Genomic DNA, 13,130 nt, shown 5'->3' on the forward strand with positions numbered 1-13,130 from the left:
CGCTAGGTCGGCAGTTCTTCATTGCGGGCAAGTACGTCCCCCGCCAGATACAAAGACCCACAGATCAGGATACGGTCGACACCTGTTGCGGCCGCAGCTTTCATCGCGTCCTCCAGACTTCCGCAAGCGGTTGCCTTCAAACCTGCATTGGTTGCCGCTTCAGCGAGCGCTTGCGGGTCTGCGCCCTGATGACCCGGAGCGTTCGGGAGCGTGAAAACATCGGGCCTCACCTCGCGAAACGGCATGAAATACCCTGTTGAATCCTTTGAGGCGAGCATGGCGGTAACAAGCGCCGTTTTCCCCGGAAGGCCTTGAAGCTGCTTCGCGATCGCCCGTGCAGCGTGGGGATTGTGCCCACCATCCAGCCACACTTCCAGACTCGGCACAATATCCGTAACCGGCCCTTTTTTCAGGCGCTGCATGCGCGCAGGCCAGATCACATTTCGCGCGCCTTCAAAGATCGCATCCTGATCAATGACTGTCGAATTGCCGAACAATTGCACCGCCATTGCAGCGAGCGCAGCATTGGCGCGCTGATGCTCTCCCAACAAGCCGAGATCCTCCGGCATCGCATCAATGAAATGTGCCTTGAGTCGGTATAGCGGCGCTCCGACCTCATCTGCCCGTTTCGCAATAACGTCATCACAGACCTTGCGCTGGATCGCCGTCAAAGCCGGGCAGCCGGGCTTGATGATCCCGGCCTTCTCTCCAGCAATCTTGCGAAGGTCTGAGCCGAGAAAGGCCTTATGATCGAAATCAACTGGCGTAATAACACTCAATGCTGGCTGGTTGATAACGTTCGTCGCATCATAACTACCGCCCAGTCCAACTTCCAGAATGAGCACATCGGCCGGCACTTCGGAGAATGCCAGCAATGCCGTGGCAGTCGTTGCCTCGAAATGCGTAATCTCGTGCCCTTCGATCGCTGTATAGGTGCGTTCCAGCCAGTCGATCAGCCGAGCGTCATCAACGATCTGCCCAGCAAGCCGGATGCGTTCATTGAAGCGGACAAGGTGGGGGCTTGTAAAAACATGCACCCGCAAACCTGCAGCTTCCATCATCGCGCGCATGAAGGCACAGGTGGACCCTTTGCCATTCGTTCCAGCGACATGGATAACCGGAGGAAGTTTGTCCTGCGGACGGCCGAGCAGGTCGAGCGCAGTCAGTACACGCCCGAGCGATAATTCGATCGTCTCTGGATATAGCCCTTCGAACCGCCCCAGCGCTTCGGCCAGGGCCGGACTGTTACCAATCAAGCAGAGCTGCCCTTACTCTTGTGGGATTTCGGTGCGTGTGTCTTGGGAGGCGTCAGAGAGGCCGGCAAACGATCCTCTGCCCGTCGCGCATTCGGCATCAACATGGACATCACATTGGACAGCGTGTCTTTCAGCTTCCGACGATCGCAAACAATGTCGACCTGCCCTTTTTCGCGCAGGAACTCCGCGCGCTGGAATCCTTTCGGAAGGCTCTCACGAATGGTTTGCTCAATCACGCGCGGACCAGAGAAGGCGATCATGGCACCCGGCTCCGCAATGTGGACGTCTCCCAACATCGCGTAAGACGCAGAAACGCCGCCTGAGGTCGGGTCGGTCAGCACGACGATGTAAGGAAGTTTCGCCTCCGCAAGCTCGTTGATGGCAAGCGTTGTGCGCGGCATCTGCATCAGGCTGAGTGTGCCTTCCTGCATACGCGCGCCGCCAGACGCGGTGCAAACGACAAAGGCCGCCTTGCGGGCGAGCGCCATATGCGCTGCCGCGACAAATCCTTCACCGGCTGCCATGCCGAGTGAGCCGCCCATGAAGGCAAAATCCTGGACGAGCACAACGGTCGGCACGCCGCCAACTTTACCATAGGCCGCGACCATGCAGTCTTCCTGGATGATCGGCGCGCCGCCACCCTCGGATTCCTTTTTGTCCCTGGCGGCAATCTTTGCCTTCGCTGCCTTGAGGCGCGACGGGTATGGTTTGTCGTCCTTGAATTTCAGAGGGTCATGCGGAACGGAAGGCAGCTCCAGCGGTTCCCAGCGTTCATCGTCAAACAGCAGGCGCAGGCGCGTGCGCGGACTGATACGAAGATGCGCGCCAGCCGGTGTCACATGCCAGTTTTCTTCAAGATCTGTCCGATAGACGAGTTCGCCGGAAATCGGACACTTCACCCACAGATCGTCGGGCGTGTCTTTCTTCGCCAGCATGGTCTTCAGGCCCGGCGGGGTGACCTTTGTAATCCAGTTCATGCCAGAACCTCCTCGGCGGCATTCAACATCACTGCTTGGCGACCGTCCTGATCGCTTCGCTCAACTCTTTCGCCAATGCGCCCATTCCCCGCGGTGCATCAGCAAATTCCCCCGATTCGTGGGCCTTTTCCGCATGGTCCACGAAAGCAGAGCCTACGACAACCCCATCGGCGATTTTAGCCATTTCTGCAGCCTGATCGCCAGTTTTGACGCCAAATCCCACACAAACAGGCAATCCGGAAACGAGTTTTGCCATCTCAATGTTCCCGGCAATGGCCTGCGGATCGGCGCTTCCGGCCCCGGTAACGCCCGTCACTGCGACGAAATACAGGAAGCCGCTGGCGCCCTCGGCGACCTTTTGCATGCGGGCCTCATGGGTTGTTGGCGTCGCCAGGCGAATGACGGAAAGATCATACGGCGCGTATGCATCGCGCAGTTCTCCGTCTTCTTCGGGCGGCAAATCAACCAGGATCGTGCCATCGACGCCCGCCTCATGGGCCGCCTCGGCGAACTTCGCAAAGCCCATGCGAAAGACCGGATTGGCGTATCCCATGATGATCACGGGCGTCGTCTTGTCATCCTCGCGAAACCGCGCAGCAAGCGCCAACGTGTCAGCGAGGGTCGTTTTGTGGGCGAGCGCGCGCAGCCCGGCCTTCTGGATCGACGCGCCATCTGCCATCGGATCCGTGAACGGTGCGCCGAGTTCAATAATGTCTGCCCCATTGTCGCGAAGCGCGCACATGGCTGCGAAGCTTGTTTCAAGGTCGGGGTCGCCAGCCATCAGGTAGGAGACCAAAACGGCGCGGGACTCGCCGCTTGCCTTGGCGAAAGTATCTGTAATGCGGGAAGTTGGCATCAGGTGTCCGTATTCTCGTGAACCCAAGCCTCATAAGGCGCATTCGCCTGAATGCAAGGCAGCGCGACCATGGCCGGTACATCATAGGGGTGGTGCGTCAGGACCAGCGCTTCGATCCGGTCCCAGTTCGCTTGAGGCGCTTTCAGCCAGAGCACGAACTCGAACGCCTGCTCGACGACATTCTTCCACCGATAGGTAGACGAGACCGGTCCTTCCAGGTTTGCACACGCCGCGAGGCGATGTTCAATGGCGCCATCAGCGATGGTTTCGGCAACGTGGCGAGACGGACAGGTAATTCGGATAAGTATGATATCGGTCAATCTGATCTCTTCGAAGCAGGTTGGTCAGAGGTGAAGGGGAGCATTTTCTTGTCTCCGCGTCCATCCGAATCCTTCGCACCAAGCGTGATGCGGCGGACCATGCTCATTCCGTTCCGCTCTACATGTCGACGCCGAGCGCCTTCGCCACGGAGAACACATCCTTGTCGCCCCGGCCGCACATGTTCAGGATCAGCAAACCGTCTGGGCCCAGTTCTTTCACAACTTCCCCCACACGGGCCAAAGCATGCGAAGGCTCAAGCGCCGGGATGATGCCCTCAAGGCGTGTGCAAAGCTGGAACGCGTCGAGCGCTTCCTGGTCAGTACAAGAGAGGTATTCCGCCCGGCCTGTATCGCGCAGGAATGCGTGCTCGGGCCCGATGCCGGGATAGTCGAGGCCCGCTGAGATCGAATGCGCGTCGACGATCTGCCCATCGTCGGTTTGCAGAAGATAGGTCTTGTTGCCATGCAGGATGCCTGGCAGGCCGCCATTCAGCGCCGCCGCATGCTCACCCGTCTCAATTCCATGCCCGGCGGCCTCAACACCGATCAGGCGCACGGACTCGTCTTCAAGGAAGGGATGGAACAGGCCAATCGCGTTCGAGCCACCGCCAATACACGCCATCACGGCATCCGGTAGACGCCCTTCCCGCTCCTGGATTTGTGCGCGCGCTTCCTTGCCGATCACGCTTTGGAAGTCGCGCACCAATTCGGGATACGGGTGCGGACCAGCGGCCGTGCCGATACAATAGAATGTGTCATCTACGTTGGTGACCCAGTCGCGCAGCGCCTCATTCATGGCGTCTTTCAACGTGCCTGTACCGGACGAAACCGGCACAATCTTGGCGCCAAGCAATTTCATGCGGAACACGTTCGGCTTTTGCCGCTCGACATCAGTCTCGCCCATGAACACGACACATTCCAGACCGAAACGAGCGCAAATGGTGGCCGTGGCAACGCCATGCTGACCGGCACCCGTTTCGGCAATGATGCGCGTCTTGCCCATGCGTTTGGCCAGCAGGACCTGACCGAGGCAATTGTTGATCTTGTGCGCGCCGGTGTGATTCAGCTCATCGCGCTTGAAATAGATTTTTGCGCCACCGAAATGCTCTGTCAGGCGCTCAGCAAAATAAAGCGGTGATGGACGTCCCACATAATGGGTCCACAGGTCGTCCATCTCGGCCTTGAAAGCCGGATCTTCCTTGGCCTTGCGGTACTCTGCCTCCAGATCCAGGATCAGAGGCATCAGCGTTTCGGCCACATACCGTCCGCCAAACTCTCCGAAACGGCCATTCGCATCCGGCCATTGGTCCCACGTGTTCCGCAAATCCATTCTACCTGCTTTCCTTGCACTTCACGCCCGTATCTAGACCGAAGGGCGAGCCAAGGAAAGCGCGGTGATGCGACCGCCTCCGTAAAGGGCTAGCCCATCAATGGATAGAAGAATTCTTCGCGAGAAATCTTGCCACCGGAAACCGTGTATAAGCCGACCTCCTTCATCTGGATCCGCTCACCTGTTTCCTTGTTGGTGACATCCATATCGAACACGAGCGAGAACTGATCGTCTCCAAAGAGAAAAGGACCTTCTGCGCTCACCTTGTGAACCTCGTGCGCGCCATACCACCAGTCATGCTTGCCGCGGATGCCATCAAGACCGGCTGTTTCCCGGCCGCCATCCCCCATCGCCAACGCTTCGACGGACACGCAGTCGGGGGCGTATAATGTATCCAGCGCTTCCGCCTCTCGCCCGGAATTGCAGCACTCCGCCAGGCTGTTTGCTACGCGGGTCAATTCTTCTGAAAACATGATGTTTCCTCCCTCATTCATGTGCCCTCACCGTAACACAGAACAAAAACGGAACAATCGTAATTTCTAAGAATGTTTTGCGGCGCCAAGAAATTCTGAAACGAGGTCGCGGTCCTTCACACCTTTTCGCCGCTCGACGCCGGAAGATACGTCTACAGCCGGTGCCCCGGTCAATCGAATTGCATCAGCCACATTGCCCGGATTGAGCCCGCCCGCCAACAGCCACGGGCGCGGCGCGGTCCACGCACTCAACAGGTTCCAATCAAATGCGAGACCATGGCCGCCGGTACGGTCAGCCCCCTTGGGAGGCTTGGCATCGATGAGCAACCGATCCGCGGCAGCAAAATCACCCGCCCGAACGAGATCATCGGCTTCGGCAACACCGATCGCCTTCCAGATTTCCTTGCCGGTTCGCGCCTTGATGTCCGCCACACGGTCTGGTGTCTCTTGCCCGTGCAATTGGAGGATTGGAAACCCGAGATCAACAACACGATCAATCTGCGCGTCGTCTGGATCAACCAGCAAAGCCACGGGCCGGGCGGGACCAACCTGCATCAACAGGCTCGCGGCCGCCGGTTCCGTGACAAACCGCGGACTGGCTTCAGCGAAAACAAATCCAATCCAGTCCGCACCCGACTGCGCGGCATGGCGCACGAGGTCCGGATCAGTCAGGCCGCAGATCTTTACTTGGGTCATGCCGCAGGCGTTACGCCAGCAGGCAACACTTCGTCAATTCACGGGCTGACGGGACGTGGATTGTCCTTGAGGACGGCCGCGAAGAAAATCTTGCCAGAATCCTTTGGCCCGATCTCGCGGTTGAAGGTCCAGCGCATGTGCGTAATCTCTTCCGGCATGGACACGCGAACCGGCTGAATTTCCTCAAGGCCCGATTCCGCGATCAGCTTTTCACGCGGAATATACGTGGCGCCACCATCGACTGAAAAATCGACCGAGGCCTGATCATATTCTGCAACGGCAGAATCCCCGAGCAGACTGACATCCTCTGGCACCGGCAGGGTAAGAACAACGTCTTTCGCCGGAGCATCCGCGGGATTTGAGTACGTCACTGAATAGAACAATTGCTCACCCGGCTTCACTTCTTCAGCCGGCAGCAACTCCATCTCCAGACCGCCCTCCTCGTCCTCTATGACGATCACACGTTCGACCTGTTGTTCGACGATGAGTTCCTGGGCGAACGCCGGAAGTCCGATGAGGAGAGTTCCGGCAAGAGTGGCAGCTGCGCGCATCAGCATGACAAGGTTCCTTGGCAGAGACGGTTGATGAAACTTTCTTCACGATCCGCCCAATTGGTTAACAATCGCTCAAATTCCATAAAGGATTTGCAGCGATTTCATGTCCAAGTTTCCGATCTGTGAAGATTGCCCTCTGAATACCTTCGCCTTGTCACTGCGCCGTCACACATGTTGCAGGTCGACACCAATTTCTTTCCCCCCGACAAAAGACGGGCACACTCTCCGGTCAGGATGGCAATCAGTCCCAATCCAGCAGATCAGGAGGCACCCATGCCAGTGCACCGCATCAAATCAATCCTCGCCGCAAGTCTTGTAGCCAGCACGGCCCTCTTCGGGCCGACTGCCACCGCGCAATCGTCCCAACCCGCTCCGCGCTATGTGAAAGCAGAAGCGGCAAATGTGCGCGGCGGCCCCGGAGTCAGCAACTCCATCGTCACTGTACTGAACCTTGGCACGGAAGTGTCCATCTATGTCACCAAAGGTGACTGGGCGCGGATTTCTGGCCCAGGCCAGCCCGAGAAATGGATTTACGCGCCCCTTTTGCAAGACAACAAACCCCAACCGGTAAGGGCCGCAAACGCGCGGACAGCGGACAAACCATCGCAGAAAGATGCCGCCCAACCTGACAGCCACCAGAAACACGAGCCTGAAGCATCCCCTTCAAGGAAGCCAGAACATCCGTCGGCTCAGAAGGAAAAGCAGGACGCACGGCCTGCGCGGTAAGCCACCTCAGTTTCACCTCTTCTCCGACGGCTCGCATCAAAAAGCCGTCGGACGCAGTGGCTTGCACCATACTAGGTTGGTCCAGGCTCAAACCAGATTGGAGAACTCCACGCCCTTTCCTGTATGACTGGATGGAGCGTTGGGTTGGGCGGAGTGCCGTTTCGAATGGCGTCCCAGGTAGACCAGCGGCACGTCGGATTTTCCAGTATCCGCACATAGTAGAAGGCCCGCTGGTCAGGGTCGAACGTCGGGTCTTGCCACAGCGTGCGGAGAGCAACGTCTCCCTTGAACGGCGTGGGCGTACATGTCGCCAGATCCACCATTGCGAAGTTGTCTGGGCACCGGAACGTCTCGGGGTCAACCGTGCCGCCATCAGCACATGCGACATCGAACACCTGCTCACGAGATTGTCCGTCCTCGACCCACCCCTTCACTATCTGAGCACGCTGCAAGAACGCAGATGACGGATCGCGAAGTCCCCAAACAAAGAACTCAGGCGCCTTGCCTTCTTGATATGACAGATCGCCCCCCATTGGGACGGCCTGTGCATCCATCTGGGCGATACTCTCTGGGATCACCCCTCCCTCTCCCGCCAGATCGTATCCAGCAAAAAACCGAACCTTGATCCGCGGCCCGGAAGTGGCGAACGTTTCCTTGCGCCGCAAAGCATCAAAGATCATGTCGCGGGTGTTCGACTCTGCCCACACACCAACAAGGCCAGCCGAACTCCAGGATTGATAGGGCTTGGATGCTTCGCGGGAATTTGGTGTCCCATCAGGCCAGGTGGTCGCACGGTCCGGCGGCACCGAACTGCGCAGCTCAGCCGTTCCATCGACAACGCCTGCCTTTGAAAAATAGTTCGCTTCTTCTACCGATCCAGGCGCGCTGTTGTGCGTGTCAGAAGAACCTACAAAGCCGAACCGAAAGGGATTGAACCCTTCAGTCTCTTGCAGGAGCAAACCATCCTTCAATGCCTGGCGCACATAGCTGCCACGGAAGTTGGTGACGTCACCATTGGACCCAACCCGCTTTTCCATCAGCTCGAAATCTGACCACTCATCATTCGGAGAGAGGATCGGGTGCGTATCTGATGTCCCCTTGACCTGCGTGATCTCGACCAGCGGCTCATTGCGCATACGCAAGGCGGCATAATCTGCGTCCATCGGCTCGTCGTTCCGGCGAACAAGTTCAAACATGATCCCGTCCGACCCGTTGGAATTATGAGGAATGGCCAGCGCGTCGGCCCCCTCTTCGCGCCATTGCTCCATCTTGTTCCAGAGGTCTTCGGGGTCTTCGGAATCCAACGCGGCAAACGGAAATTCCGGCACGGTCGCCGATCGAAACAGGACATTCCGATGAAGGTTCAATCCACCCGGTTCGGAGGTGAACTCGTATCCGACAAAAGTCGTGAACCGACCGGGTTCATTATACTTCTCGGCGGCGTCCTGAACGATACCCCATGCCCTGCCGATCACATCAGGTGCCTTGAAACCTTCCGGCATGTCGTTCGCTCGATAGCGAGCCAGAACCCGAAAGAATGCGGCATTGGCCTCCGCAGGGTTCTCACTGAACAACCCGGCAGCGAGCGGGTCTTTAGACAACCGACGAGCCGGATCGTTCGCTTCCCGCATCGCGCCAAGGTACTCCGCATGATCCGTCACCGCCACGAAATCGAGCGGGGGCCCCAAGAGGCGAACAGGCATGCCATTGGCGTGCGTGATCGTCTCTCCACGCGCGAACCGGTAAGCATCTTCCGGCAAGGTGCGTACATTCCCGAGATAAGCATCGAAGGAGAGGCCCGTATGGACGTGGAGGTCTCCGAAATATGCATTGCGCTCCGAATTGAATGCTACGCCCGCTCCTGTTGACGTAACTTCGGCAAACTCCGTCTCATTTCCGGAAACCGGCGACGGCGCGTCAATGATAGCGCCATCGCATGCCGTTAAAGCTGCAAGCAGAATCATACCGGCAGACCATAGGATCCAGAGGCGGAAACGGGAATATCTGAGCAAGGACATGACCCGACAATACGTGCTCCATCGGGATTCCGTCTGTGCGAGCGACGCCCTCAGCCTTGACGATCGCATCGTTTAGACCCGGGAAATGCTGGCGGTGAGACAGGGATTCGAACCCTGGAGACTATTGCTAGCCTACACACTTTCCAGGCGTGCGCCTTCGACCACTCGGCCACCTCACCGTGCTCAGCAGAGGGGAGCCAATAACCGAAGGTCTGCAAGATCGCAAGACTGTGATTGCCGTTCGTGGCAGACAATCCCATATGAGCCGCTGAAAGGGAGACCGTTTCATGTTGTTCTCGAAAAAGCCCGTCGCGATTCCGGATGCCGACAGCGCCCTGCCCGGCCGCGCGCAGCCCATTCCGACCGCCAGCACCCACTACGTTTTTGACCGCGACCTGCAAGGCCCCATCCCGGAAGGGTTCGAAACGGCCATCTTCGGGCTCGGCTGTTTCTGGGGCGCGGAACGCGTTTTCTGGCAACAGGATGGCGTCTGGCTGACCCGTGTCGGCTATGCAGGCGGCTTCACGCCAAATCCAACCTATGAAGAAGTCTGTTCCGGGGGCACCGGGCATACCGAAATCGTCGAAGTGATCTTCAACCCGTCCGAAGTCACCTTCGCTGATCTGGTGAAGCTGTTCCTTGAAAGCCACGACCCGACCCAAGGCATGCGGCAGGGCAACGACATCGGCACGCAGTACCGTTCAGCCCTCTACACAACGTCTGACGCGCAAGCCGCGACGGCACAAGAGATGATTGCGGTCTACGAAAAAGCCCTCGCCCAGAATGGCCACGCCAGCCAGATCACGACAGAAGTGGCCCCGGCCGGGCCGGTCTACCTTGCTGAAGACTATCACCAGCAATACCTCGCCAAGAACCCCAATGGCTATTGCGGCATCGGTGGTACAGGCGTGTCCTGCCCTATCGGGCTCGGCGTCGCCACCTGATTGGCGGGGGCGCCCCTAGGCCCCGAAGTTTACCGCAAAGCGCTTGCGCGTCTCGATCAGGTTCTGAGCCTTGTACATGGCGTCAGACGCGGCCTGCGCGCGCTTGATGGTCGGGTCAGCCTGAAGTGCCTCGATCACCTTTGATAGGTGACCAATCGCGGCTTCGACAGTCTTGCGATCAAACTGCTTCGTCGCTTTGGCCAACAAGGCACGCCCCAGATCCATGTGCGCCTGCACTGCCCGTGAGGCGTCTTGATCGTTCTTGATGTCGTCGAGATGGATCCGACGCAGCATGATAACCTGTTCCAGGGCCTCGATATCCCCTGACTGTTCGGCGATATGCACAAGAGACGCGCAGAAATCCGCCTCAATCCGGCTGCGCAGCGGCAGGGGTAGCGCCGGGGTATCCTCCAGAATATCAGAAAGCGCGTTGGACAGCGTTTTCATCTTTTCCGGTCGGAATGATTGTGGGTTCGCCAGCGCTGGCTGCAGCTCGCGGGCGAGGAAATAGGCTGCCACGCGCTGCATCTGCCCCTCCAGATGGGACATGCGGCCCGGCAATGTCAGCGTAAAGAGGCGCGCCTCAGCCGGCGTCAGACCTCCGCCGCGGCTAAGGCCGTGCACGACGAAACCATCTTCCTTTCGGCCGGTCCGGTCCGCCCAGACCAGCATGTCGGCGTCCGCCGTCTGCAAACGGCGGCGAGCGCGCTGCACCGCGCGGGTCTCAACACCGCCGCGAATGCTGCCTGTGCGGAAAACTTTCAATGGCGCGCCAAAACTGAACTCCGGCACGTAAGACTCAAGAGACGACAACAGCCACTTCCAGGCACGGCCTGCGCGCTGACCCGTCGGGCGCGCCACAAGAATTCGATAGCCCGGAGATTTGTCGTTGCGCGCGGCGCGTGCACCTGCCTCATTGCGCAATGACTTCAGCACGGACCGGACAAGGCTGAACGCCACCGCAAGCAATGCCAAAACCAATACACCCAGCATGACGAACCCGAACGTGGCGAGCTCTGGCGCGCCAACGACGTTCGCTTCGAACCAGCGCTCAGCGTTTGTGAACCAGTCATTCACGGGCATTCGGGCAGACCTCCGGTATATGTGTGCGATACGAGCCCAACCCCGCACTGGCAACAGGCAAACGCTGTTCAGGCGGCTTCGAGGATGGTTAGATCGTGTTCTGGGCGAGTTGATTTCAGGGGACCGAATGGGCGCAGAGAGATTTGTAACGCGGTTTGCACCCTCGCCGACCGGCCATCTTCACCTTGGCCACGCCCTGTCGGCTTTTCACGTCTGGGATACAGCCCGCAGATATGGTGGCAAAGTGTTGTTGAGGATCGAAGACATCGACCTGACGCGCTGCAAGCCGGAATACGAGGCCTCCATTCTCGAAGACCTGAACTGGCTGGATCTCGACTGGGACGGCGAAGTACGACGACAGTCGGACCATTTTGCAGAGTATGAAGGCGCGCTGGAATCTCTTCGGTCTCGCGGCCTCGTCTATCGCTGCTTCAAGACCCGGCGGGAGATTGCAGCCGCCCTGCCTGCAGGCGCGAGCCCCGATATCGCTGGATATACAGGAAAGCCCCTGCCACCTGCCGAAGAACAGGAGTTGATTGAAAGGGGGCGCGCCTACGCCTGGCGATTGTCCCTCACCGCGGCCCAAGATTGGCTCGGTTCGCGCTACAAGGCGCTCAGCTACACGACATTCAGCGACACAGGCACGACTGAAGTCGCTGCAGACCCCTCACCTTTTGGCGACGTCGTACTGGCCCGCAAGGACACACCGACCAGCTATCACCTTGCCTGCTGTCATGATGACGCGCTTCAAGGCATCACGCATGTCATCCGCGGAGAGGACATTCGGGAGATGACAGCAATACACGCCTTGCTTCAGGCGCTTATGGACTGGCCCCAGCCTCTCTACCGGTTTCACCCGCTTATTATGGGTCCGGATGACAAGAAATTGTCCAAACGCTCCGGAGACCGGGGATTGCGTGAATGGCGTGAACACGGCAAGACGCCGCAAGACATTCGCGCCATGACAGGCTTCTCCGCATGACAGACACTCCTATTCCCGCGCCGGCCGCGCGTCACTGGGTCGGACCCCTGATGATGCTGTGCGGCGGAATCGCAATTGGTTTCGCGCCGATCGGCTTGCGCCTCGGCCTTGATGATCTTGGGCCTCAAGCGATTGCCTTTTGGCGGTACGTGTTCGCTGCACCTGTTCTGTTCCTTCTGGTTCTCGGCATCCAGAAACGCCTGCCCAGCAAGCCGAACATGTTCATTGTCATTGGAGGCACGTGCTTCGCACTGGATATCGGCCTCTGGCACTGGGGCCTCACCCTAACCAGCGTATCGAATGCCACCTTCATCGTGAATCTCGGAAATGTCGGTGTCGGATTCGCAGCATGGTTTTTCCTGAAGGAGCGCCCAACACCCGTCTGGTTCATCGCCGTTATCCTCGCGATGGCGGGCGCTGCCGCGCTTTCTCTCGGCGCGGCAGGGGGCGGCAGCGGCAATATCCGAGGCGACCTGCTCTCCCTTGCTGCGGCAGTCCTCGTTTCCGGCTACTTGCTGGCGTCCAAACTCGCACGTCGAACGATGAGTGGCATCGACGCCGTCTTCTGGCTGACCTGCGTGGAAATCATCGTCGCCGGCATGATGGTGATGACCTTCCGGGAAGACTTCCTGCCCGCGCATATCTCGGGCTTTCTCGCCCCCTTCATTCTGGGGGTCGGGATTCATGTCATCGGACAGGGCCTGATCATCACCGGCCTGGGCATCACACCAACATCGGTCGCAGGGGTCCTCATCCTGATCCAGCCTGTCGTCGCTGCCGCTGTCTCATGGCAATTATTCAATGAACCTCTCACCAGCATTCAGGCCGCTGGCAGCGCGCTTATCCTGTTTGCTGTGTGGCTTGCGCAAAGCGGGCACAAACCGCAGCCAGTCGACTGATTGCAGCATAAATGTC

At 58.8% G+C, this 13,130-nt stretch carries 14 protein-coding genes and 1 tRNA gene; 4 read left to right on the forward strand and 11 right to left on the reverse strand.

The window, feature by feature from the left end; genetic code table 11:
- Positions 1-2: 2 nt before the first annotated feature.
- The 8 genes from HF931_RS02980 to HF931_RS03015 all read right to left on the reverse strand — a co-directional run bounded on the left by HF931_RS02980 (position 3) and on the right by HF931_RS03015 (position 6,465).
- Positions 3-1,256, reverse strand: a complete 1,254-nt coding sequence (locus HF931_RS02980) for a bifunctional folylpolyglutamate synthase/dihydrofolate synthase (protein ID WP_273241818.1) — start codon at positions 1,254-1,256, stop codon at positions 3-5.
- Complete coding sequence (locus HF931_RS02985; RefSeq protein WP_273012619.1) at positions 1,253-2,233, reverse strand: acetyl-CoA carboxylase carboxyltransferase subunit beta; 981 nt, start codon at positions 2,231-2,233, stop codon at positions 1,253-1,255. Before HF931_RS02985 ends, HF931_RS02980 begins: the two co-directional genes overlap by 4 nt.
- Before the next feature lie 28 nt (positions 2,234-2,261).
- Positions 2,262-3,089 carry a tryptophan synthase subunit alpha gene (trpA, locus tag HF931_RS02990; protein WP_273241819.1) on the reverse strand — a complete coding sequence of 276 codons (828 nt, stop codon included), beginning with the start codon at positions 3,087-3,089 and terminating at the stop codon, positions 2,262-2,264.
- Complete coding sequence (gene cutA / locus HF931_RS02995; protein WP_035549244.1) at positions 3,089-3,409, reverse strand: divalent-cation tolerance protein CutA; 321 nt, start codon at positions 3,407-3,409, stop codon at positions 3,089-3,091. Before cutA ends, trpA begins: the two co-directional genes overlap by 1 nt.
- Positions 3,410-3,527: 118 nt before the next feature.
- Positions 3,528-4,739, reverse strand: a complete 1,212-nt coding sequence (gene trpB, locus HF931_RS03000) for a tryptophan synthase subunit beta (protein ID WP_035549247.1) — start codon at positions 4,737-4,739, stop codon at positions 3,528-3,530.
- An 89-nt stretch (positions 4,740-4,828) separates the two neighbouring features.
- Positions 4,829-5,212 carry a nuclear transport factor 2 family protein gene (locus HF931_RS03005; protein ID WP_273241820.1) on the reverse strand — a complete coding sequence of 128 codons (384 nt, stop codon included), beginning with the start codon at positions 5,210-5,212 and terminating at the stop codon, positions 4,829-4,831.
- Between the two features lie 66 nt (positions 5,213-5,278).
- Positions 5,279-5,908 carry a phosphoribosylanthranilate isomerase gene (locus HF931_RS03010; protein ID WP_273241821.1) on the reverse strand — a complete coding sequence of 210 codons (630 nt, stop codon included), beginning with the start codon at positions 5,906-5,908 and terminating at the stop codon, positions 5,279-5,281.
- Positions 5,909-5,946: 38 nt separating this feature from the next.
- Positions 5,947-6,465 (reverse strand): hypothetical protein, encoded by a 519-nt coding sequence (locus tag HF931_RS03015; protein ID WP_035549252.1) that lies wholly within the window; start codon positions 6,463-6,465, stop codon positions 5,947-5,949.
- Between the two features lie 270 nt (positions 6,466-6,735).
- Here HF931_RS03015 and HF931_RS03020 point away from each other — a divergent pair, with 270 nt between their 5' ends.
- The gene (locus HF931_RS03020) at positions 6,736-7,188 is read left to right on the forward strand and encodes an SH3 domain-containing protein (protein ID WP_273241823.1); all 453 of its coding nucleotides are present in this window, start codon (positions 6,736-6,738) and stop codon (positions 7,186-7,188) included.
- Positions 7,189-7,259: 71 nt separating this feature from the next.
- On the opposite strand, the gene HF931_RS03025 is transcribed toward HF931_RS03020, so the two are convergent.
- Together HF931_RS03025 and HF931_RS03030 are read right to left on the reverse strand one after the other, a co-directional pair.
- Complete coding sequence (locus HF931_RS03025) at positions 7,260-9,152, reverse strand: DUF3604 domain-containing protein (RefSeq protein ID WP_273241824.1); 1,893 nt, start codon at positions 9,150-9,152, stop codon at positions 7,260-7,262.
- A gap of 143 nt (positions 9,153-9,295) precedes the next feature.
- Positions 9,296-9,385 (reverse strand) — tRNA-Ser (locus tag HF931_RS03030).
- A 108-nt stretch (positions 9,386-9,493) separates the two neighbouring features.
- On the opposite strand from HF931_RS03030, the gene msrA reads away from it, so the two are divergent.
- Positions 9,494-10,150 carry a peptide-methionine (S)-S-oxide reductase MsrA gene (gene msrA, locus HF931_RS03035; protein ID WP_035549260.1) on the forward strand — a complete coding sequence of 219 codons (657 nt, stop codon included), beginning with the start codon at positions 9,494-9,496 and terminating at the stop codon, positions 10,148-10,150.
- 15 nt (positions 10,151-10,165) lie between these two features.
- On the opposite strand, the gene HF931_RS03040 is transcribed toward msrA, so the two are convergent.
- On the reverse strand, positions 10,166-11,233 hold the full coding sequence (locus HF931_RS03040) for a hypothetical protein (protein WP_273241825.1): 1,068 nt from the start codon (positions 11,231-11,233) through the stop codon (positions 10,166-10,168).
- Positions 11,234-11,360: 127 nt separating this feature from the next.
- On the opposite strand from HF931_RS03040, the gene gluQRS reads away from it, so the two are divergent.
- Both gluQRS and HF931_RS03050 read left to right on the forward strand, forming a co-directional pair.
- Positions 11,361-12,215, forward strand: coding sequence for a tRNA glutamyl-Q(34) synthetase GluQRS (gene gluQRS / locus HF931_RS03045; protein ID WP_273012632.1), 855 nt, complete (start codon positions 11,361-11,363; stop codon positions 12,213-12,215).
- Positions 12,212-13,114, forward strand: a complete 903-nt coding sequence (locus HF931_RS03050) for a DMT family transporter (RefSeq protein WP_273012634.1) — start codon at positions 12,212-12,214, stop codon at positions 13,112-13,114. The genes gluQRS and HF931_RS03050 overlap by 4 nt, the downstream gene beginning before the upstream one ends.
- Positions 13,115-13,130 lie beyond the last annotated feature (16 nt).

Origin of the sequence: Hyphomonas atlantica corrig. (assembly GCF_017795365.1) — a bacterium.
GTDB lineage: Bacteria > Pseudomonadota > Alphaproteobacteria > Caulobacterales > Hyphomonadaceae > Hyphomonas > Hyphomonas atlantica.

Excerpts from the sequence above, each read along its gene's own strand:
- trpB (WP_035549247.1), bottom strand. The coding sequence starts at position 4,739 with ATGGATTTGCGGAACACGTGGGACCAATGGCCGGATGCGAATGGCCGT.
- HF931_RS03020 (WP_273241823.1), top strand. The coding sequence starts at position 6,736 with ATGCCAGTGCACCGCATCAAATCAATCCTCGCCGCAAGTCTTGTAGCC.
- HF931_RS03040 (WP_273241825.1), bottom strand. The coding sequence starts at position 11,233 with ATGCCCGTGAATGACTGGTTCACAAACGCTGAGCGCTGGTTCGAAGCG.
- HF931_RS02985 (WP_273012619.1), bottom strand. The coding sequence starts at position 2,233 with ATGAACTGGATTACAAAGGTCACCCCGCCGGGCCTGAAGACCATGCTG.
- HF931_RS03010 (WP_273241821.1), bottom strand. The coding sequence starts at position 5,908 with ATGACCCAAGTAAAGATCTGCGGCCTGACTGATCCGGACCTCGTGCGC.
- HF931_RS03050 (WP_273012634.1), top strand. The coding sequence starts at position 12,212 with ATGACAGACACTCCTATTCCCGCGCCGGCCGCGCGTCACTGGGTCGGA.
- trpA (WP_273241819.1), bottom strand. The coding sequence starts at position 3,089 with ATGCCAACTTCCCGCATTACAGATACTTTCGCCAAGGCAAGCGGCGAG.
- HF931_RS03025 (WP_273241824.1), bottom strand. The coding sequence starts at position 9,152 with ATGATTCTGCTTGCAGCTTTAACGGCATGCGATGGCGCTATCATTGAC.
- HF931_RS03005 (WP_273241820.1), bottom strand. The coding sequence starts at position 5,212 with ATGTTTTCAGAAGAATTGACCCGCGTAGCAAACAGCCTGGCGGAGTGC.
- msrA (WP_035549260.1), top strand. The coding sequence starts at position 9,494 with ATGTTGTTCTCGAAAAAGCCCGTCGCGATTCCGGATGCCGACAGCGCC.
- HF931_RS03015 (WP_035549252.1), bottom strand. The coding sequence starts at position 6,465 with ATGCTGATGCGCGCAGCTGCCACTCTTGCCGGAACTCTCCTCATCGGA.
- gluQRS (WP_273012632.1), top strand. The coding sequence starts at position 11,361 with ATGGGCGCAGAGAGATTTGTAACGCGGTTTGCACCCTCGCCGACCGGC.